This window comes from Paenibacillus sp. 01T431, from assembly GCF_056398625.1.
Genome location: NZ_JBFTPT010000003.1, coordinates 480544 through 500530, shown reverse-complemented (window position 1 = coordinate 500530; position 19987 = coordinate 480544). Strand labels below are relative to the sequence as shown.

Below are 19987 nucleotides of genomic sequence, written 5' to 3'. Positions count from 1 at the left end.
TGTTTAATGAACTTATGATGCAAAAGGGTCTTTTTTTAATCAATGGTTCAGTTTCTGTATAAAAAATGAAGTGAAGGACATCCGCTTCCATGCCAAAAACAGTTCTAAACCATCGCTTGAAACCGTCTATTTAATTTCTTCATTTAAATAACGGACATCAGATCCCTTATTTGATGATAATCATGCTTTTTCTCGATATAACGGACATAGGATCCCTTATTTCTAAAAATACGATACAATTGAACGCCTTTTAGACAAAATAGCGGATTCTATGTCCGTTAAATAATAATATTAGCCAATTATTCTAAAATAACGGATCCTATGTCCGTAAGCTAGCTTCAAAAGTTACTTTTCAAATCAACAGCTTGTGCTTTACCATCCGTCCTCTCCACCCCCGAATCACCGTACCGAAATCCCTCCAAAACAGCTCCCTGCTACAAATCCCCCCTCTTTTCCCCATAAAGCAAAAAAAGCTCTCCTAGACCAAGTCTAGGGAGCTTTCCGCTAATATTAATATCCTATGTCAATTACAACCCAATTCCGCAGCGTATAACTTCCTTTATCTAAAATAGTCTGCTTACCCTTTAAGCTGAGCAACAAAATCGTCGATTTGCTTAAGTCCCGCTTCACGCGTATCAGCATCAATCAGCAGTGGAATGGCATCTTCTATCGTACGCACAATTGCACTGCCCACGATCACGCCGTCACATTGCTTTTCAAAGCGAGCAACCTGCTCACGGCTTGAAATGCCAAAGCCTACCGCGATTGGCAAATCGGTCGCTTCGCGTACCATCGAGAGGAATTCATCAATACCCGTATGAAAATCAGCTCTCACACCTGTTACGCCAAGTGATGAAACGCAGTAGACAAATCCTTTTGCTTTGCGTGAAATACGTGTTACCCGATCCTTGGATGTCGGTGCCACAAGAGGAATAAGATGCACATTAGCTGCTTCCGCAAGCTGCCTAACCTCTTCATCTTCTTCGATTGGCAAGTCAGGAATAATAAGACCACTGATGCCTTTGCTCTGTACAAGCTCGAAAAACGCTTCAAGCCCATATTGAAACACCGGGTTGTAATAGGTGAACAATATGAATGGAATTTTAACGCCGGCCTCACGCGATTGCTCAGCTATTTCAATACAATCCTTAATTGTAATGCTGTTATGGCGCAATGCTCGCTCAGATGCACGCTGGATAACAGGACCATCTGCTAGCGGGTCGGAATACGGCACGCCAAGCTCGATCATGTCAGCGCCTGCCTTCTCGAGCGTTTGGATGATAGCAACCGAAGTGGCTAGATCAGGATCACCCATCGTAACAAAAGGAATTAGCGCCGTTTTGCCTTCAGACTTCAGCCTTGCAAATGCTGTATCAATGAGATTCATGCTTATTTACCCCCAAGTAACCCATAATTGCTTCTACGTCCTTATCTCCACGTCCGGATAAGCTGACAACGACGACTTTGTCTTTATCAAGCGTAGGCGCAAGCTTAATCGTCTGAGCAATCGCATGTGCTGATTCCAGTGCTGGAATAATGCCTTCTGTGCGCGATAGCAGCTGCAACGCATCAAGCGCCTCGGCATCCGTTACAGGAACGTATTCAGCACGTCCGGAATCTTTCAAGTAGGCATGCTCTGGTCCAATACCAGGATAATCAAGTCCCGCTGAAATCGAATGCGCAGGTTGAACCTGTCCATACTCATCCTGCAGCACATAGCTCATCGAGCCCTGGAATACACCGTGACGTCCTTTGGTCATTGTTGCCGCATGCTCAATCGTATCTACACCGCGGCCAGCAGCCTCAACGCCAAGCAGCTTCACGCTGTCATCATTGATAAATGGATAGAAGATACCCATTGCGTTGCTTCCACCGCCAACAGCTGCTACAACATAATCCGGCAATCGGCCTTCTTCTGTTAATATTTGCTTACGAGCCTCGTCGCCAATGATACGCTGGAAATCACGAACCATCATCGGATAAGGATGCGGGCCTGTAACTGAACCCAAAATGTAATACGTATCTTCAACATGGCTAACCCAGTAACGAAGGGTTTCGTTACATGCATCTTTAAGTGTTCTCGTTCCTGATAGAACTGGCACAACTTCAGAGCCAAGCAGCTGCATCCGGAAAACATTAAGCTGCTGACGCTTCATATCTTCCTCGCCCATAAATACTTTGCATTCTAGACCAAGCAAAGCAGCTATCGTTGCAGAAGCAACGCCATGTTGTCCTGCGCCTGTTTCTGCAATGATTTTTGATTTACCCATACGTTTGGCAAGTACGCCTTGACCAATCGTATTATTAATTTTATGTGCACCTGTATGGTTCAGGTCTTCACGTTTTAAGTAGATTTTTGCGCCGCCAAGATGCTCGCTAAGTCGTTCTGCATAGTATAGTGAAGTCGGACGACCTGAGTATTTATGCAACAAGTAAGTAACCTCGTCTTGAAACGCTTGGTCCTTGGAATAATGCTGATAAGCTTCCTCTAGCTCTAATAATGCTGTCATTAATGTTTCTGGTACATATCTACCGCCAAATTTGCCGAAGCGTCCATTCTCATCTGGTACTTGTGTCATGCTTCCATCACCCTTCTTACAAATAATCGGATTTTCTCGATATCTTTCCGTCCATCCGTCTCAACACCGCTTGATACATCTATCCCGTTTGGCGCATATGTCCTTAGCAGCTCTTGCACATTTCCTTCATGCAGACCACCTGCTACATACAGAGTAATGCCAAGCTCTTCAGCTGCTTGCTTATATTCTTTTATCGCGTCCCAATCAAAGGTTTGACCCGTGCCGCCGCCAGGTGCGTCTATCAGTACGGCATCAACAGCTGCTCGGTATGGCGTTAACCGCTCTAGAGCAGATATTGGCGTGCTGCCCTCGGCTTCCTTCTTCATGGAAAATACTTTCCATACTTTAACGTTCAGCTGCTCACGCACCATTTGGCAAAACGCTGCCGATTCATTGCCATGCAATTGAATCACATCTAAAGGAGCTTCTAACAAAAGATTTTGCAGATTAGCAAAGGTTTCATTTACGAATACGCCAACCGTTCTCGGGCGCTCACCGCCAGCTGCCTTTAACTTCGCAGCCGCTGATATAAGCTGCGATGCAGTCGACTTTTCCACCAATCGCTTGCTGGGTGCAAAGATGAAGCCGATTTCGTGAATAGGCAATCCTTCCATCTGCTGAATCGTTTGCACATCCATCAGACCACAAATTTTGATACGCGTCTGCTGCTTCATCGAACGGTTACCGCACCCATTAAATCAGTAACCGATTGTCCTACTTGCTCATGCCGCATAAAATATTCACCAATCAATACACCATGAGCGCCGATTGACTTTAAGTAATCCATATCGCTATTACCCGCAATTCCGCTCTCACTAATGACAGTAACATTTTTCGGCATAAGTCCGATTAACTCTTCGGTCGTTTTTAGATCGGTAACGAATGTTTTCAAATCGCGGTTATTTATGCCGATGAGCGTTGCTTTGTCCAGCTCCAGAACGCCTTCCAGCTCTTCTTTGTTGTGCACTTCTACGAGGACATCCATCCCAATCGACTTCGCAAGATCATGATACTCACCTAGCTGCGTTGGCGTCAAAATAGCTGCGATGAGCAAGATTGCGTCCGCTCCGATTAAGCGAGCCTCATAAATTTGACGATGGTCAATCGTAAAATCTTTTCTTAATAGAGGTACCTTTACCGTTTTTTTCACGGCCTGCAGAAATTCATTAGATCCTTGAAAATAATCACGATCCGTCAACACTGATATACAATCCGTACCAGCTGCTTCATATTGTGAAGCAAGCGTAGTTGGCTCAAAATCAGCACGAATCAGCCCTTTTGATGGCGACGCCTTCTTTACCTCGGCAATCAGTCCCATACTTCTGTTGCGGCCAGCTGCCGATAATGCATGTTCAAAGCCGCGGCATGCTTCCATCTCCGAAATTTGTTTCTCAACTTGCGCAAGGTCAAAGCGAGCCGCCAGCTCCTCAACCTCAGTTCGTTTTGTAGCTACAATTTTATTCAGAAACATTTGCCAACTCTCCTGTCGTATGAATAAGACTCACGAGCTTCCGCTGCGCCTCGCCTGAATCGATCACCTTGGCAGCAATCTCTGCACCCTCGCGAAGCGATTGTGCCTTCCCGCCTACATATATACATGCACCTGCGTTGGCAAGCACGATATCACGATAAGCCCCGCGCTGCTCGCCTGAGAAAATAGAACGAATAAGTGCTGCGTTAACTTCCGGCTCACCACCCATAACATCCGCTATCGGCCAACGTGTTAGTCCAAGCTCCTCTGGCGTAACATCGTAGGTTTTCACAACACCGTTTAATAGCTCAGATATTTGTGTAGGTGCAGAGATGCTGATTTCATCAAGCCCATCATGGCTGCTTACAACCATTGCACGTTTCAGTCCAAGCTCACCGAGCACCTCGGCAACCGTAGAGGTGCGGCTCCGATCGTAGAAACCAAGAAGTTGTCTATCTGCTCCAGCGGGATTTGTGAGCGGTCCAAGCATGTTGAAGATTGTTCGAATACCAAGCTCACGCCGCGGAGCAGCAGCATGGCGAAGCGATGGATGATACAACTGAGCAAACATAAAGCAAATGCCGATATCCTCCAAGCACTGTGCGGCTTGTTCAGGAGTTATCGTAATTTGTACGCCAAGTGCCTCCAGCACATCAGCACTACCCGTTTTCCCAGACATCGCGCGATTGCCATGCTTGGCAACTCGGATGCCTGCCGCCGCAGCAATAATAGAGGAAGCTGTCGAGATGTTGAATTTATGAATACCTGATCCTCCGGTGCCACATGTATCGAGCAAACCTTCTTGTTCGGTATGGAGATGGCTCGAATGCGCGCGCATCGCCTCAGCGAACCCGGTTATCTCGTCCTTCGTCTCGCCTTTCATCCGCAGCGCAGTTACGACGCCGGCTATTTGAACAGCTGTTGCTTCGCCGTTCATGATGATGTTCATTACCATTTCCGCTTGCTGCCTCGTCAAACTTGAGCCGCCAATAAGCTGGTTCAGCGCTTGCTGCATCGTTATCGCTTCGGTTGCCTGCATTATTGACCAATCCCCTCTCCGACCCTGACGTAATAATCCGAGTTAATGGAATTGAAGGAATCCGGTGCACTTTTTGGCTGTGCAAAAATCGCTTCAGCCGCACGAATGGCTTTAAGACTGCCTTTCGCCTTGTTGACCGTCTCCAAATATTCGCTCTCCGGAACAGAATCCCAAACGATTCCCGCTCCTGCTTGTACATACGCTTTGCCGTTCTTAAAAATAATGGTGCGGATCGTAATACAAGTATCCATTGTACCGCCAAAGCCCAAGTATCCAATAGCTCCTGCGTATGCACCGCGCGCTTCATTCTCCAGCTCCGCAATGATTTCCATTGCTCTTAGTTTAGGTGCGCCAGATACAGTGCCTGCCGGTAAACAAGAGACAAATGCGTCAAAAAAGTCTTTATCCTTGTGCAGCTTGCCAGAAACGTTCGATACAATATGCATGACATGAGAGTAACGCTCAATTTCCATAAACGAATCACATGTTACCGAACCAAACTCCGATACGCGTCCGATGTCATTGCGGCCAAGATCAACCAGCATCAAATGCTCAGCGCGCTCTTTCTCGTCCGCAAGCAGTTCTACCTCGTAAGCCTTATCCTCTTCCGGCGTCTTGCCGCGCGGCCTTGTTCCGGCAATCGGTCTTGTCTCCACACGGTCGCCCGTTACTTTCACTAAGGCTTCCGGCGAAGCGCCGACAATAACTTCCTCGCCCATCTTCAAATAATACATATACGGTGAAGGATTCATCATGCGGAGCACGCGATATACATGCAATGGATCAACATCTGTATCAATGCTAAAGCGCTGTGACAATACGACTTGGAAAATGTCACCTGCGCGAATGTATTGCTTCGCCTTCTCAATGTTTCCGATGAATTGCTCCTTCGTCACATTGGATTGTACATCACCTAGCTCGTAATCAACTTCAATTGAGCGCCCAGTCGTTACTGGAATGGTCACCGGCTGCTGCAAACGTTCTATGGTTGCTTCAATTTTGGCAACTGCCGCTGCATAGCTCTTCGCGATTTCCGCATCCGTAGAGCCTTCGGCGATATGAACATTTCCAACGATTTGCAGCTGCTGCTTAAAGTGGTCAAACACAATGATTTGATCACAAAACATAAACTGCATGTCATTCATATTCAAGTCGTCGATGCGGTGGGCAGGAAGCTTCTCATAATATTGCAGTAGGTCATAGCCGAAAAATCCGATTGCTCCGCCTGTAAAGGGAGGAAGCTCTGGCAGCGACGGGCTGCGGAAGGAACGCAAATGAGCTTTTAGAAGCTCAATCGGCTTGTCATTAAGCACATGCTTCACGCCGTGATGCTCAAGCACCATCTCACCATTTTTACCGTAAAGCATCATGAACGGGTCCGTTCCTATAAACGAATAACGCGCCCATTTCGCTCCACCCTCGACACTCTCCAGCAGAAAAGCATGATCCTCTTTCGCAAAATGCTGGAATAGTCGAATTGGTGTTTCAGTGTCCGCCATCATATAGCGAACGATTGGAATTAAATTGTACTGACTGGCAAGACGGGTGACGTGCTGCAGCTCATTTGACATTCCGAACAACCTCCCTCAGTAGTGAAAATTCTATTATTAAAAACAAAAAAAGCTCCTGCCAGAGCAGGAGCGTTGGTTTAGATGATGACGGAAGTGTGTAAGCGGAAAAGACGCATGTGTAGATACGTTGAAGCAGCACTTTTACAATCCTGTGTGCCGTTGCACATAAGATCGTTCAGCTTTTTCTCAAACTCGCGTATCTCTCATTGCCTAACTCTGCTTCTCTCAACTAATCTCGACTCATCTCTACTCAGCTCATAAAACTACTCTGCTACTCTCACTCACGTAACTAAATATACAACAACGTACAGCTATGCGTCAACAAAGGGATTTGTTCTTTATGAGCTAAAGTCAAAGCTTTATGCTTTAGATAAGTCTGGACGAAGCGCCTGCGCGCCGTTTAAATAAACGTGACGAATCTCCGCTTGCGTCTTGTTCGTGTTGATAAGAACCATTAATCTAATACAGCGCTCAAGACTGCCTTTAACCGGAACTTCAAGCGCGCACATAAGCGGAACAAGCTCCCAGCCCTTCATTTGGCGAATAGCTCTAGCAGGGAATGTCTCGTCCAGATCGCTCGTAACCGTCACGAACACGCTGCAAATATCGTCAGGCACGATCTCATTATCTGCTACGATTCCATTCAACATTTCAATTGTTGCATTCAAAATGGGTTGTTCTTCATTAGCATCTACAGTAATAGCACCACGAATTCCTCTAACACTCATTATTATTGCACCTCCTGCTTTAATTGCTCTACGATCTCACGTACCCATTGGATGCGGACATCGGATTTTATTTCAACTGAACCTATTGCAGTAGGCACAACAAAAACCATCGTACCCTCAGCAAATTTCTTGTCATGCATCATTGCTTCCATAATCTTATCTACGTCCAAATGCTCAGGGAGCCGCACTGGCAGTCCTGCTTTCGCAAGAACGCGCTTCGTTATGGTATATACCTCTTCTGGAGCGCCATATCGCATACCCAGCTTAGCCGAGCCTACCATCCCGATGGAAATGGCTTCCCCATGGAGCAGCTCCCCATATCCAGCTACCGCTTCTAGGGCATGGCCAATCGTATGACCCAGATTCAAGATCGCTCTCAAATCGTTTTCACGCTCATCCTTCGATACGACTGCCGCCTTCACGCTGCAGCCTTTATACAAAGCATAACCAAGTGCTTCCGCATCAAGAGCGCGCAGTTTCTCCGCATTCTCTTCACACCATGCGACAAAGGATTCATCCCAAATTAGTCCGTGCTTGATCACTTCCGACAAACCAGCGCTTACTTCTCTTGGAGGAAGGGTTTGCAGCGTGTTCAGATCATATAGGACAAGCTCAGGCTGATGAAAAGCACCGATAATATTTTTGGCAAGCGGATGATTGACGGCAACTTTGCCGCCCACACTGCTGTCATGCGCCAATATTGTCGTTGGAACCTGTACGAATTTGATGCCTCTCATGTATGAAGCGGCAACAAATCCAGCAAGATCTCCAACAACACCGCCGCCAAGTGCAACGATAGCAGACTTGCGGTCGAGACCTTCCTCCAAAGCTTTAGCGACAAGCGTTTCGAGCATAGCTAGCGACTTTGAGCTTTCTCCAGCTGGAACAACGACGCTTGCCGTTTTAAAACCTGCGCCAGCAAGCTCAAACTCAAGCGTTTGCAAATGAATGTCTGCAATATTCGAGTCAGTAATGATGAGCAGCGGCGATTTTTGGCTAATGCCATGCTTAATAAAATAAGAGGATGCCTCCTTCAAGAGGCCTTCCCCGATATAGATAGGATAAGAGCGATCACCAAGTTCAACTGTAAGCTCGCGCATTTTTAATACCGCCCTAGCTGTTCAAGATAATTGTTCAAGTTGGCGCGAATTTCCTCAATGGAATCGCCGCCGAATTTTTCAAGGAATGCTTTGGCAACTTCCCATGCAACGACATGCTCCATCACGACGCTTGCCGCTGGCACAGCACAGCTGTCCGAGCGCTCTACTTGAGCCGTAAACGGTTCTTTAGTATCAATATCCACACTGCGAAGCGGCTTGTAAAGCGTCGGAATCGGTTTCATTACACCGCGTACGACGATTTGCTCCCCGTTCGTCATGCCGCCCTCGAAGCCGCCGAGTCGATTCGTTGCACGATGATAGCCGCGCTCTTCCTCATACATAATCTCATCGTGCACTTGCGAGCCGCGAAGCTTGGCTGCTTCGAAGCCAATTCCAATCTCACAGCCTTTGAATGCATTGATCGATACGACCGCTTGCGCGATACGTCCATCGAGCTTGCGATCCCACTGCACGTGGCTTCCTAGACCAATTGGCACGCCTTCGATAATACATTCCACGATACCGCCGATCGAATCGCCTTCTGCTTTAATTTGATCGATGTAATCAGTCATCTTTTGTTCGGTTTCTTTGTCAACGACACGAACCGAGGATTCCTCCGTCAAACGGATCAACTCATCCACGGGAAGTTGATTAGCTGGTGCTTCGATTTCACCGATGCGAATAACTTGTCCAGCTACTTTAATCCCGAATTCCGCGAGAAATTGACGAGCTACCGCCCCTACAGCTACACGTGCTGCAGTTTCACGAGCACTAGAGCGCTCAAGCACATTGCGCAAATCCTTCAAATCATATTTAAGTCCGCCATTCAAATCCGCATGACCAGGACGCGGACGATGAACGCGGCGCTTCTCTTCATCGCTGCCTTCAATCGGTTCAATATTCATAACGGAAGTCCAGTGCTTCCAATCGTTGTTTGCAACGATCAGCGCAACAGGAGCACCCGTCGTTTTGCCGTGGCGTACGCCCCCAACGATGTTTGCTGTATCCTTCTCGATTTGCATCCGGCGTCCACGACCATGACCCTTCTGACGACGATGCAGCTGGAAATTCAGTTCCTCAAAATCAATTTTCAAATTGCTTGGCAATCCTTCAATAATAGCGGTTAATTGGGGACCGTGTGTTTCCCCTGCGGTTAAATATCTTAAAGTCAACTAAAGCTCCTCCTCAAGTGTAAACGACTAACACAGTCCATTGACGGCACAAGCTCGTTTCGCGGTGAAATTTAAGCGATTTTATAAGTGCATCACTTATAAAATTATAAATTTTCAAAACAGCTTTCATGCGCCTGCTATGCTTTACAGCACTAAACATCTTTGCTCATTATAGTACACAGTTACAGGTTTGACAAGAATTTGGACACCTTGAAAGCCGCTGTAACCGTATAAAAAAAGGCTGGTGGAACTGTCATCTAAAATGACAAATCCGCCAGCCCGGGCAGCGTGCAGTTAATTTGCTGTTAACCGATCTTTTCTAAGTATCGCCGTGCCTTCACTCGTCAGCAATGGATCATCAACAAGTCTTGTCATTTGTCCACTGTCCACTCCGATAATTTGCGCACATTCCTGAATAGAAATAAAACCACGCCTATAGGCAGCTATAACCTTACGTTTATCCATCGGTTGCTTCATCCTCCAAGTTTATTACATACTAACTAGTATAGGAGAAGATGGAAAACGGTATACATGCCGCTTATACCCGGCGATAAAAGAATGTATCAGCGGTCTCAAATCCGTATTGCGCAGGGGAAAAAATTTGTTCCGTACTGCCTACAAACAGCAGTCCGCCCGGTTTAAGTGCATTAGAAAATTTATGATACAATAAGTGCTTTGCTTCTTCTGTAAAATAAATCATTACGTTTCGGCAAACAATTAAATCAAATGATCCATCAAACGTATCATGCAGCAAATTTTGCTGCTTGAATTGAATAAATTGCTTCAGGGAGTCTGAAATCAAATACGCTCCCTCTGACTGCTTAAAATATTTTTGCCGGCAAACCTGCGGAACATCGCGCAGAGATCGCTCTAAATAACTGCCTTCCATTGCCTTTTGCAGCACATTTGAATCGAGATCAGTTGCAAGAAGCGTAGATCGCTGCAAGGCACCCAGCTCAGATAAAATCATAGCGAGCGTGTAAGGCTCCTCGCCTGTTGAGCATGCCGCACTCCAAACCTTTAGACGATTAGAAGCAGCAAGCATCTCAGGAAAAAAGCGCTTTTGCAAAACTTCCCAGCGGGAAGGATTTCTCCAAAACTCAGAAACATTAATCGTCATACGGTCCAAAAACTCATTTAGCATCGTCCGATTTTGCTCAATCGCCTTCCAATACTCATCGAACGTTTGATAGCCGTGCTTCATTCGTAATGTAGTCAGCCTGCGTTTCATTTGAGCTTCTTTGTACTGCGACAAATCAATGTCGGTCTTTTGCTTTATTCGGGCAATAAACTGTGCAAAATCACGATCTTCAAGCATAGGCTCCTCCATCGCTTGTGGGCGAAATATTAAATCCACCGTTGAATTGTATGCTCGTATTGCACCAGCTCCGCTGGCGTGAAGTAAATGCCGATCTCTTTTTCCGCATTAGCTGCCGAATCCGAGCCATGAATAAGATTAAAATTCGTATGTACAGCAAAATCAGAACGAATAGTGCCGGGATGAGCATCTAGTGCATCCGTTTTGCCAATAAGGGCACGCGTCAATGCAATGACATTGTCACCTTGCCATACCATCGCAAATACAGGACCTGACGTTATGAATTCGAGCAATGGCTCATAAAAAACTTTGCCTTTATGTTCCTCATAATGGCGCTCGGCAAGCTCATGGCTCAAAACCATAAACTTGGCTGCTGCAAGCTGCAATCCCTTTTTTTCAAATCTCGAAACGATTTCGCCAATTAATCCGCGCTGAACGCCATCAGGTTTAATCATCAGAAAAGTTCTTTCCATCCCCAACCATTCCTTTCTATTTTGCACGATTAATAATTACGTTTACCAAACAAAATCGCAATATCGCTCAAGTTCTTCTTCGCTGTGACGTTCGGCAATCCCTCTAATGCTTTGAGAGCTTTTTTAATATATCGGTTTGCAAGCTGGTCTGCTTGATCTCCGCCATCGCTTTTGCGAATCATTTCGATGGCTCGTCCAGCATCTCGTTTCCCGCCTTGCTCCCTGATCAAAGCAATTTCCTTTAACAAAGGGTCGCGGGTTTTGGGGTCCTGCAAGGCAAGTAGAACCGGCAACGTAATATTTCCTTGACGCATATCTGAGCCTGAAGGCTTGCCGATCTGTTTCTCTGTTCCATAAAGATCAAGCAAATCATCACGGATCTGGAATGCCATACCCACATTATAACCATAGCGATATAAGCTATTTGCTGTTTTTCGGTCCGTTCCCGCGGCAACAGCGCCAAGCTGGCAGCTAATAGCAATTAATAAAGCTGTTTTGCGTCTAATCCGAAGCAAATAATGCCGTACCGATTGTTCTGTATTGAAGAAATCACGAATTTGTTCCATTTCTCCGATACACATTTGTACAAGCGCATGCGACAATATTTGATGTATCTGCGGATTTGGAAGCTGAGCAGCGATTGACAATGCTTTGCCATGAATGAAGTCGCCCGTATACATCGCTATTCGATTGTCCCACTTGGATTTTACTGTGAGCTGTCCACGACGTGTTTCCGCGTCGTCAATAACATCATCATGTACAAGTGAAGCCATATGAATAAGCTCGAGAGGGACGGCGACGCGCTTCATTACATCAAGCTGATAATCGCCAAACTTGCCTGCCAGCAGAACAAACACCGGTCTAATCCGTTTACCGCCAGCTCTAAGCAAGTGCAAAGAAGCTTCGCCAAGCAGCACATGATCATCCGAAATGCTGCGCTCAAGCTCCTGCTCGATCTGATTTAGGTCGCCTTTCATCTTTGCATACAAATCTAGTAGTTTCATTCTTTCACCTATTGGGCAGATTGGTCTTCAAAAAAAGTAAGCTCCACGTCATTCGATAGCAACCCTAGCTGCTTAGAATAATTGAAATATAATTTAAGTCCTTCTTGCAGCTTGCTCCCAAAATCATATTGAAGCGAATGAAAGTACATCTCCCAGTAAGTTGATTCTCCTCCAAGCTGCATACAGGCCTGTTCAATTAGTGGACCAAGATGGCTCTTATTATACTGTTTGCTCGCATTTAACGCTTTATATACTGCACGAACGGCTTCTGGGGCTGCAAGAGCTGCTTCTTTACGTGCAGCAACAACAGCGTAAGTCATGCCAAGTCCCGTCCACTCATTCCATAATTGTCCTAAATCAATGACATGAAGGCCGTGGTTTTGCCAAGAAGCATGAATGGCAGGATCGCCAATGATGAGTGCAGCATCGGCTGTCTCCAGCATACTTTCCAGATTCGGTGCGGCAGTGACATACTCTGGGTTGCATTCAAAGTGCAATGTCATCAAAATTTTCAACAGATTAACTGAAGTTGCTGATGTTGTCGTTACTGATATTCGCTCAGGACGTTTACGGCTGATCGGCTCTTTCAGAAACAAAAAGATCGAGTTGACCTTCCCTACCGAACCTACGGACAATTCTGGCAGCAGTACATAATCATCCGCATTTAATCCGTAGGCAAATGATGATATAGCCGAAATATCCAATTCACCAGCTTGCAGAAGCCTATTTAATTCAGAAGGCACACGTTTAATGACCTCAAAGCTATCCCCATCCATTCGCTCCTCGAGCTGATGGAAAAGAGGCCATGCATTCGCGTAATCAATTCTTCCGATGGTGATCGGGCGATTCATGCCCATTCTGTTCATCTCCCCATCTTCTGTACAAATCATGTTCGATTGTCATATTATCAAGTACTTTACCAACTAAAAAGTCAATCATTTCATCCATCGTTTGCGGTTTGTAATAAAAAGCCGGCATAGCCGGTATGATCCTAACGCCAAGACGAGCCAGCGTCAGCATGTTTTCAAGGTGAATCGCATGAAGCGGCGTTTCTCTTGGAATAATAAGCAGCTTCCTGTTTTCCTTTAACATAACATCAGCGGCTCTAGTCATCAAATTATCGGAAATGCCGTGCGATATCGACGCAAGCGTCCCCATCGAGCACGGCACAATAACCATTCCTTGAACCCGGTAAGAGCCGCTTGCAATGCTTGCGCCAATATCCGCATTGGGATGAAAAACTAGTCTAGCTTCTGCGATAGCATCGCCAAAACGTTGTTCAAGAGCTGCTGAACGACGAGTCGTCTCCCAGCCCAGTTCTTCTTTTAGTACTCTCCAACCAGCTTCTGTTATGACGAGATGAACCTCGTATTTCATCTGAAGGAGAACTTCAATAAGCCTTATTCCATAAATTGAACCGCTTGCTCCTGTAATGCCTACTACCCATCGATTCGTCCAGTTGGTTTCGTTGCGGCCGTCTACCATTGGTGAATAACCAATAAATCAACGATAACAAACAGAAAAAGCACGACGCTTAATGTACCGTTCATTCCAAAAAAAGCAGTTTGGACGCGCGACAAATCGTGTGGCCGTACCATCCAATGTTGATAGAACAGAAGCGAAATCGATATCAAAGTACCAAGTAAGTACATCCAGCTAAGATCTGTCAGCCAAAACAATGCTATAAAGCCGATTGCCGTAACGACATGAAAGGACCGAGCAATCCAGATAGCCCCTTTAATGCCGAACCGAGCCGGAATCGAATGCAAGCCAGCATTGCGGTCATACTCAAAATCCTGTGTTGCATAAATAATGTCAAATCCAGCAATCCATAAAGAAACGGTAATATATAATATCCAAGCAGCTAGATCAAATTGACCTGTTATGGCAACCCAGCCGCCAAGCGGCGAGAGTCCAATTGTTAATCCCAGCACAACATGGCATAACCATGTAAAGCGTTTTGTGTAAGAATAAAGAACAAGCAAAGCTACCGCGATTGGCATAAGTTTCATTGCGATTGGTGCCAAGTTCGCCGTTGCTACAAACAACAAAACGAAGGAAACAATGATAAATAACATGACTTCTGCTGATTTAAGCAAGCCAGCCGGAAGTGCTCTTTTTTCAGTACGCGGGTTGCGTAAATCGATAGCCTTATCTATCAGTCGATTCAAGCTCATCGCAGCGCTTCGAGCACCAAACATCGCAAGCGTTACCCAGCCGATCTCCCCCCATGAAGGAAGGCGCTGCTCCATCATTACTGCACCTAGAATCGCTCCCATAAAAGCAAAAGGCAAAGCAAACACAGTATGTTCAAACTTAATCATTTCCAAAATAATACGTAATTTGCGAATCATTGCTATTTCTTCTCCTTTGTCCCCATATGCAGCGCAGCTACTCCACCGGTCAGAGGATATGCCTTCACCTGATGAAGACCCGCTTCTTCAAACAGCTCAGCAAGCTGCTGTCGACCGGGAAACATTTTCAGTGATTCGGGCAGCCATTTGTATTCACTGAAGCTTTTGGCTACCACTTTGCCCATAACTGGCAATATACGTTCGAAATAAAGATTGTACATCGATTTAAATGGCTGCCAGGTTGGTTTGGATACCTCTAAACATACAACTAAACCGCCTGGTTTAACAACGCGGTGCATCTCCTTCAGTACCTGTAAATAATCAGGAACATTGCGCAGACCAAATCCAATCGTAACATAGTCAAAGGAATTATCCTCAAACGGCAAGCTCATTGCATTTCCTTGGACTAATGTAATTTGCTTATTCAAGCCCATCTTGTTTACTTTGACAGCACCCACATCAAGCATGTTTTGGCTAAAATCAAGTCCTACGATTTGTCCAGTACCGCTCGCTTCTGCAAGAGCAACCGTCCAATCACAAGTGCCGCAGCAAAGGTCAAGTGCTGTTTGTCCTTTTGCAACGCTCATTTTTTTCATCGTAAACTTCCGCCATGCCTTATGTCTTCTAAAGCTGATCAGATCATTCATCAAATCATATTTTGGAGCAATCCTCTCAAATACGCCATGCACATGGCTCTTGGAGTTCGTATCCACCCTTGCAAGTCACCTCGTCTAATTGAGTGCAGGCGTGTAATCGGTTTTTTCGTTCAATAGATTATCGACGATAGTCGTCAATTCTCCGAGCAACTTGTCCGATTCCAGCTTGCCAGCCAAAACCTTCACTGAATCTGCTGAGACCTTCAGCTTCGCTATAAGCTGGCTGCGCACCTTATATTTTTCCACTAAACTGTTAATAAATGCAGGTTCAGACATACGCTGAGAGAGCTGCATGCGCTCATCTTCTGACCCCGCTTGCATGATATGCCAATAGGACCAGCTTTTATCGAACGTAGCTGGGTTCTCGCTGCGCTTGATTTCATCAACTATAACCTCGCACCGGCTAATGCCATCCAGAATCCCTGGCCAGACGCGAGAAAGCTCGCCCTCCAGCACCTCTGTGAAAATCTGGAACAACGTGCTCTTAAGCTGAACTGCAAGACCTAAATATTCTTCTGAGGTCATCTTAAGCTGCCTCATTCGAACGTAAAGATTAACTTTTAGTCTGTTGACCTCACTAACCGCGCTGCTGATTTTGGAAACCATCTCAATTTCGCCGGCTTGCGAGAGCAATTGATAAAAAGTTGCGCTAAAGTAGTCCCCTGCCAGCACCTTAAGCTGCCTTGAACGCATCTCCGGCTCAGAGCGCTGCTCTTGGTGTGTGTCGATTAAATCATGCGTATCCATTCCTAGCTGAACGAGAGATACGACGAGCGTGTAGAGCTCACTGTGGGTCTGTAGCGACGCTTGCTGGCTCAGGAAGGCGTGTAGCAAGCGAAGCCTTGCATTCGCTAAGTCAGGAAGAGACGTATGCTCCTCGATCATGTCATATTTCACATATTTTTGAGCTATTTCAGGTATACGGTATGTTCTCATTGGGGAAGCCTCCGAACAGAGAAGCGCAAATCGCCGCTCAATAATCTAAACTATTATAGCACAACTTAATCTAAAGAACATATGATTGAGCCTGCTTGTTCAACAAATTGCAATATACATCACCTTTATTGCTGCGAAATGGAGGAAGGCTTTACAGTAAATCCCGATACTGGTCCAAAACGTTTTTCCCAGGCCGATGTAAAGCTAACTCTTAGCCTCTTTCTCCACAGCTCATCATGCACAGGATCCGCTTGTGCAAGATGATCCAGCTCCGTAATAAGCCAATCGTCGGTTTTCCGTACATCAACAGCAGCAAGCAGAGCATCGCCTTCCGATTGCGCCTCAATGATCCGAATCAGAATACGTTTCACATTCTCTAGCTGTATGAATGAGACACGAATAAGCTTCTCAACATCTGAGAACCAAATTGCCGGCCGCCCTTCAATGGTGCTTACCCGCATATCGATCGATAAAACGCCGTTATTCCATTCCGCCTTATTCAACCGCTCATGAAGCTGAGTTGCAATGAGCACATCTACCAAATTGTTATTGGAGAGCCTTACGACCGGCGTCGTGCGAAAAACAGCCACGTCGCCGCGATTTGCCGAATGCTGCCATCCTGCATGAGGAAGCCATGTAAATAATAATGTAGCTGCTATCGCAGTCACACAAGCTGTTAGAAGTGGTTTTCCGATGTTCACTCTGCACCTCCGAATATAAACTTATCACCTTAACCTTTAAATTCACTCGATCCGCATGAATATAAAGTCCCATCTCTCATTGTACGAGCGGTGCAGGATGATTATTCGGACTGCAGGCAGGCAAAAAAAAGCAGGCATAGCCTGCTTTGCACATTCGTTGTTACTGATCGGTTTCCATCGTACCGTATTTCGTCATCACGACCGCTTTACCTCGAATTTTTATAGCTGAAGTATGATCGGTAAATTGGCAAATTAAAATTTCGTTTTTATCCAACTTTTCCGTATGATGAAATTTTGTGTCAAGCCCGCGTGTTAATCCGATGACTTGAACGCCTTGATCTTTTGCCTTTACGACAATGTACTCGCCATGTGTAGGCTCCATCGTTATCCCTCCGCATCCGTAATTCCATACTATCCATGTGAATTATAGTGGATGTGTAACGTTTGTGCAATCCATTCTATCATGCAAATAAACAAATAACGCCCGAACGGTATCCCGTTCGAGCGAAATTAGGCCGAATTATAAGCAGTAACATCAAGCTTATATTTCGTGGCATATGGATGCTTGCCGCCAAACATCGGCGTCAATGCAGTTAAGCTGGAGTATGCTTAATTGGATACGAGGTCCTTGAGTGATTTTCCTGGTTTGAATGCAGGCGTTTTGCTTGCTGCGATCTCAATAGGATCTCCAGTTTGCGGATTGCGGCCTTTACGTGCTTGGCGCTCGCGAACTTCGAAATTACCAAACCCAACCAATTGGACTTTATCCCCGCTTTGCAGCGCATCGGATATCGCATCAAAAACAGCGTCAACTGCTTTCGTTGCATCTTTCTTCGAAAGATCAGTCAATTCAGCTACTTTTGTAATCAAATCTGTTTTGTTCATTGTTTCACCTCCTCCAAAGTGCATTATGTACTTTTTTTTGGTGTAAGCATATAAACTCTCATCTTATCCCTCTTATTAACGGAAAACTTCAAAAATATACCTTTTAACCGAACAAACCTATAGTAATACAGCCGTTTGCCAATTTCAAGTGCCAACCTGCATTTCCTGCAAAACAAATAAAACCGCTCCCTTTACGGCAGCGGCTTATTCGTATACTAGTATCGATCAACTACAGAATGATAGCAATCAATCCGCCGGAGCCCTCGTTGATAATACGTCCGAGCGTTTCCTGCAGCTTGTAGCGGGCATTATCCGGCATCATTGCAATTTTGCCTTGAATGCCTTCTCTCACAATCGAATGCAGGGAACGACCGAATATATCAGACTCCCAAATCTTGATTGGATCATTCTCAAAGTCTTGCATTAAGTATCTTACAAGCTCTTCGCTTTGCTTCTCCGTGCCGATAATCGGAGCAAATTCCGATTCCACGTCGACGCGGATCATATGGATGGATGGTGCTGTTGCCTTCAGTCGAACCCCAAAGCGTGAACCTTGGCGGATTAACTCCGGCTCGTCGAGTGCCATTTCCGCAAGTGTCGGTGCTGCAATGCCGTATCCAGTTGTCTTGACCATTTCCAGCGCTTCTGCAAAACGGTCATATTCCCTCTTGGCATGAGAGAACTCTTGCATCAACTGAAGCAAGTGGTCTTTGCCGCGAATCTCAACGCCGACTACTTCCATCAAAATACGGTCATACAGCTCATCTGGCGCGTACAAGTCGATTTCTGCTACGCCCTGCCCCATATTCATGCCGCTTAGTCCAGCTTTGGCGATGAAGTCATATTCCATGAACTGGGTTACTACTCGATCCACATCGCGCAGCCGGCGAATATCTTTAACCGTATCGCGAACGGAGCTCTCATAGTTGCTGCGCAGCCAGTGCCGATCGTTAAGCACCATGACCCAGCTTGGTAAATTAACATTTACCTCATGGACAGGGAATTCATAGAGCACTTCCCGCAATACCGAGATGACTTCTTCCTCACCCATCGTAGCTACGCTAAGCGTCATTACTGGAATGTCATATTTAGCTTGCAGCTCGTTTCGCAATTGCAGCGCCTCTTCACCCTTAGGACGAGTGGAGTTGATGATGAGGACAAATGGCTTGCCGACTTCTTTCAGCTCGTTTATGACACGTTCTTCTGCTACAACATAGGAGCTGCGCGGAATTTCTGCGATAGAGCCGTCTGTCGTAACAACAACACCGAGTGTAGAATGCTCTTGGATTACTTTACGCGTCCCGATCTCAGCCGCTTCCTGGAATGGGATCGGCTCATCGAACCAAGGAGTTGTAATCATTCGTGGACCATTTTCATCCTCATAGCCCTTCGCGCCTTCAACCGCATATCCAACACAATCGACGAGTCTCATGTTTACCTCAAGTCCATCGGTAACCCTGAGCTGCACCGCTTGATTCGGAACAAATTTAGGCTCTGTTGTCATAATCGTCTTACCTGCGGCGCTTTGAGGAAGTTCGTCCACGGCTCTCGCACGGTCTGATTCGTTCGCAATGTTCGGAAGTACAACCGTCTCCATAAACCGTTTAATAAACGTTGATTTGCCCGTCCGGACAGCCCCGACAACCCCGAGGTAAATATCCCCGCCGGTTCTTTCGGCTATGTCCTTGAAAATATCTACTTTCTCCACTGAATATCCCCTCCCAATTGATTTTTCCGGTTCGCCGCCATCCACCGGTCAATAGGGCAGGCCAGCGACGCAACTCGTACATGCTTTTTGGACTAGTAACATCTTATGTGCAAGCTTTCCGATTATGACGATTCCTTCAATGAAATCTTTTTTTGTTCCTCTGCGGGGCTTCCCTTCCAAGATTGAGTTATATGAGAAAAAAAGCAAATCTATGACCCAAACAGCCAAAAAAACCTCTCCGAGACGATAGTCAAGGAGAGGTTTGGAACTAGCTTATTGAGGAATGTGCATG

At 46.0% G+C, this 19987-nt stretch carries 22 protein-coding genes; all 22 read right to left on the bottom strand.

Translation table 11 applies throughout. The features are described from left to right. Positions 1 to 577 precede the first annotated feature (577 nt). Positions 578 to 1387 (bottom strand): tryptophan synthase subunit alpha, encoded by an 810-nt coding sequence (trpA, locus tag AC1DM9_RS07535; RefSeq protein ID WP_477579252.1) that lies wholly within the window; start codon positions 1385 to 1387, stop codon positions 578 to 580. Beyond that, a complete protein-coding gene (gene trpB, locus AC1DM9_RS07530) occupies positions 1374 to 2579 on the bottom strand; it encodes a tryptophan synthase subunit beta (protein ID WP_076271332.1) in 1206 nt (401 codons plus the stop codon). The genes trpA and trpB overlap by 14 nt, the downstream gene beginning before the upstream one ends. Beyond that, complete coding sequence (locus AC1DM9_RS07525; protein WP_477579250.1) at positions 2576 to 3253, bottom strand: phosphoribosylanthranilate isomerase; 678 nt, start codon at positions 3251 to 3253, stop codon at positions 2576 to 2578. The genes trpB and AC1DM9_RS07525 overlap by 4 nt, the downstream gene beginning before the upstream one ends. Further along, on the bottom strand, positions 3250 to 4050 hold the full coding sequence (gene trpC / locus AC1DM9_RS07520) for an indole-3-glycerol phosphate synthase TrpC (RefSeq protein ID WP_477579248.1): 801 nt from the start codon (positions 4048 to 4050) through the stop codon (positions 3250 to 3252). The genes AC1DM9_RS07525 and trpC overlap by 4 nt, the downstream gene beginning before the upstream one ends. After that, positions 4037 to 5089 (bottom strand): anthranilate phosphoribosyltransferase, encoded by a 1053-nt coding sequence (trpD, locus tag AC1DM9_RS07515; RefSeq protein ID WP_477579246.1) that lies wholly within the window; start codon positions 5087 to 5089, stop codon positions 4037 to 4039. The genes trpC and trpD overlap by 14 nt, the downstream gene beginning before the upstream one ends. Next, complete coding sequence (trpE, locus tag AC1DM9_RS07510) at positions 5089 to 6660, bottom strand: anthranilate synthase component I (protein ID WP_477551311.1); 1572 nt, start codon at positions 6658 to 6660, stop codon at positions 5089 to 5091. The genes trpD and trpE overlap by 1 nt, the downstream gene beginning before the upstream one ends. 359 nt (positions 6661 to 7019) lie before the next feature. After that, entirely contained in the window at positions 7020 to 7388 is a 369-nt protein-coding gene (gene aroH / locus AC1DM9_RS07505) for a chorismate mutase (RefSeq protein WP_477579244.1), read from the bottom strand. 2 nt (positions 7389 to 7390) lie between these two features. Next, entirely contained in the window at positions 7391 to 8488 is a 1098-nt protein-coding gene (aroB, locus tag AC1DM9_RS07500) for a 3-dehydroquinate synthase (protein ID WP_477579242.1), read from the bottom strand. Between the two features lie 2 nt (positions 8489 to 8490). After that, entirely contained in the window at positions 8491 to 9660 is a 1170-nt protein-coding gene (aroC, locus tag AC1DM9_RS07495; protein ID WP_477579240.1) for a chorismate synthase, read from the bottom strand. 294 nt (positions 9661 to 9954) lie between these two features. Beyond that, a complete protein-coding gene (locus tag AC1DM9_RS07490; RefSeq protein WP_179089935.1) occupies positions 9955 to 10125 on the bottom strand; it encodes a hypothetical protein in 171 nt (56 codons plus the stop codon). 73 nt (positions 10126 to 10198) lie between these two features. After that, positions 10199 to 10978 (bottom strand): CheR family methyltransferase, encoded by a 780-nt coding sequence (locus AC1DM9_RS07485; RefSeq protein WP_477510551.1) that lies wholly within the window; start codon positions 10976 to 10978, stop codon positions 10199 to 10201. A gap of 29 nt (positions 10979 to 11007) precedes the next feature. Next, on the bottom strand, positions 11008 to 11451 hold the full coding sequence (ndk, locus tag AC1DM9_RS07480; protein ID WP_076271341.1) for a nucleoside-diphosphate kinase: 444 nt from the start codon (positions 11449 to 11451) through the stop codon (positions 11008 to 11010). A 29-nt stretch (positions 11452 to 11480) separates the two neighbouring features. Then, positions 11481 to 12455 carry a polyprenyl synthetase family protein gene (locus tag AC1DM9_RS07475; protein ID WP_477510550.1) on the bottom strand — a complete coding sequence of 325 codons (975 nt, stop codon included), beginning with the start codon at positions 12453 to 12455 and terminating at the stop codon, positions 11481 to 11483. Between the two features lie 8 nt (positions 12456 to 12463). Beyond that, positions 12464 to 13312: a menaquinone biosynthetic enzyme MqnA/MqnD family protein gene (locus tag AC1DM9_RS07470; protein WP_339203273.1), complete on the bottom strand. Its 849-nt coding sequence runs from the start codon at positions 13310 to 13312 to the stop codon at positions 12464 to 12466. Then, positions 13275 to 13940, bottom strand: coding sequence for a UbiX family flavin prenyltransferase (locus tag AC1DM9_RS07465; protein ID WP_339203275.1), 666 nt, complete (start codon positions 13938 to 13940; stop codon positions 13275 to 13277). The genes AC1DM9_RS07470 and AC1DM9_RS07465 overlap by 38 nt, the downstream gene beginning before the upstream one ends. Then, complete coding sequence (locus tag AC1DM9_RS07460; RefSeq protein WP_076271344.1) at positions 13934 to 14809, bottom strand: UbiA-like polyprenyltransferase; 876 nt, start codon at positions 14807 to 14809, stop codon at positions 13934 to 13936. Before AC1DM9_RS07460 ends, AC1DM9_RS07465 begins: the two co-directional genes overlap by 7 nt. Before the next feature lie 2 nt (positions 14810 to 14811). Further along, positions 14812 to 15522 (bottom strand): demethylmenaquinone methyltransferase, encoded by a 711-nt coding sequence (locus tag AC1DM9_RS07455; protein WP_339203276.1) that lies wholly within the window; start codon positions 15520 to 15522, stop codon positions 14812 to 14814. 18 nt (positions 15523 to 15540) lie between these two features. Continuing rightward, positions 15541 to 16401, bottom strand: coding sequence for a heptaprenyl diphosphate synthase component 1 (locus AC1DM9_RS07450; RefSeq protein ID WP_441883392.1), 861 nt, complete (start codon positions 16399 to 16401; stop codon positions 15541 to 15543). Between the two features lie 125 nt (positions 16402 to 16526). Further along, the gene (locus AC1DM9_RS07445) at positions 16527 to 17102 is read right to left on the bottom strand and encodes a hypothetical protein (RefSeq protein ID WP_441883390.1); all 576 of its coding nucleotides are present in this window, start codon (positions 17100 to 17102) and stop codon (positions 16527 to 16529) included. A 160-nt stretch (positions 17103 to 17262) separates the two neighbouring features. Continuing rightward, positions 17263 to 17484: a trp RNA-binding attenuation protein MtrB gene (gene mtrB, locus AC1DM9_RS07440; protein WP_054024369.1), complete on the bottom strand. Its 222-nt coding sequence runs from the start codon at positions 17482 to 17484 to the stop codon at positions 17263 to 17265. Between the two features lie 227 nt (positions 17485 to 17711). Next, the gene (locus AC1DM9_RS07435) at positions 17712 to 18014 is read right to left on the bottom strand and encodes an HU family DNA-binding protein (protein ID WP_441883526.1); all 303 of its coding nucleotides are present in this window, start codon (positions 18012 to 18014) and stop codon (positions 17712 to 17714) included. A 202-nt stretch (positions 18015 to 18216) separates the two neighbouring features. After that, the gene (gene spoIVA / locus AC1DM9_RS07430) at positions 18217 to 19695 is read right to left on the bottom strand and encodes a stage IV sporulation protein A (RefSeq protein WP_076271348.1); all 1479 of its coding nucleotides are present in this window, start codon (positions 19693 to 19695) and stop codon (positions 18217 to 18219) included. Between the last annotated feature and the right edge of the window lie 292 nt (positions 19696 to 19987).

What these genes read in the sequence shown, in the direction of transcription:
- trpA (WP_477579252.1), bottom strand. Translation starts at nt 1,387, where the DNA reads ATGAATCTCATTGATACAGCATTTGCAAGGCTGAAGTCTGAAGGCAAA.
- trpB (WP_076271332.1), bottom strand. Translation starts at nt 2,579, where the DNA reads ATGACACAAGTACCAGATGAGAATGGACGCTTCGGCAAATTTGGCGGT.
- AC1DM9_RS07525 (WP_477579250.1), bottom strand. Translation starts at nt 3,253, where the DNA reads ATGAAGCAGCAGACGCGTATCAAAATTTGTGGTCTGATGGATGTGCAA.
- trpC (WP_477579248.1), bottom strand. Translation starts at nt 4,050, where the DNA reads ATGTTTCTGAATAAAATTGTAGCTACAAAACGAACTGAGGTTGAGGAG.
- trpD (WP_477579246.1), bottom strand. Translation starts at nt 5,089, where the DNA reads ATGCAGGCAACCGAAGCGATAACGATGCAGCAAGCGCTGAACCAGCTT.
- trpE (WP_477551311.1), bottom strand. Translation starts at nt 6,660, where the DNA reads ATGTCAAATGAGCTGCAGCACGTCACCCGTCTTGCCAGTCAGTACAAT.
- aroH (WP_477579244.1), bottom strand. Translation starts at nt 7,388, where the DNA reads ATGAGTGTTAGAGGAATTCGTGGTGCTATTACTGTAGATGCTAATGAA.
- aroB (WP_477579242.1), bottom strand. Translation starts at nt 8,488, where the DNA reads ATGCGCGAGCTTACAGTTGAACTTGGTGATCGCTCTTATCCTATCTAT.
- AC1DM9_RS07490 (WP_179089935.1), bottom strand. Translation starts at nt 10,125, where the DNA reads ATGGATAAACGTAAGGTTATAGCTGCCTATAGGCGTGGTTTTATTTCT.
- AC1DM9_RS07485 (WP_477510551.1), bottom strand. Translation starts at nt 10,978, where the DNA reads ATGCTTGAAGATCGTGATTTTGCACAGTTTATTGCCCGAATAAAGCAA.
- ndk (WP_076271341.1), bottom strand. Translation starts at nt 11,451, where the DNA reads ATGGAAAGAACTTTTCTGATGATTAAACCTGATGGCGTTCAGCGCGGA.
- AC1DM9_RS07475 (WP_477510550.1), bottom strand. Translation starts at nt 12,455, where the DNA reads ATGAAACTACTAGATTTGTATGCAAAGATGAAAGGCGACCTAAATCAG.
- AC1DM9_RS07470 (WP_339203273.1), bottom strand. Translation starts at nt 13,312, where the DNA reads ATGGGCATGAATCGCCCGATCACCATCGGAAGAATTGATTACGCGAAT.
- AC1DM9_RS07465 (WP_339203275.1), bottom strand. Translation starts at nt 13,940, where the DNA reads ATGGTAGACGGCCGCAACGAAACCAACTGGACGAATCGATGGGTAGTA.
- AC1DM9_RS07460 (WP_076271344.1), bottom strand. Translation starts at nt 14,809, where the DNA reads ATGATTCGCAAATTACGTATTATTTTGGAAATGATTAAGTTTGAACAT.
- AC1DM9_RS07450 (WP_441883392.1), bottom strand. Translation starts at nt 16,401, where the DNA reads ATGAGAACATACCGTATACCTGAAATAGCTCAAAAATATGTGAAATAT.
- mtrB (WP_054024369.1), bottom strand. Translation starts at nt 17,484, where the DNA reads ATGGAGCCTACACATGGCGAGTACATTGTCGTAAAGGCAAAAGATCAA.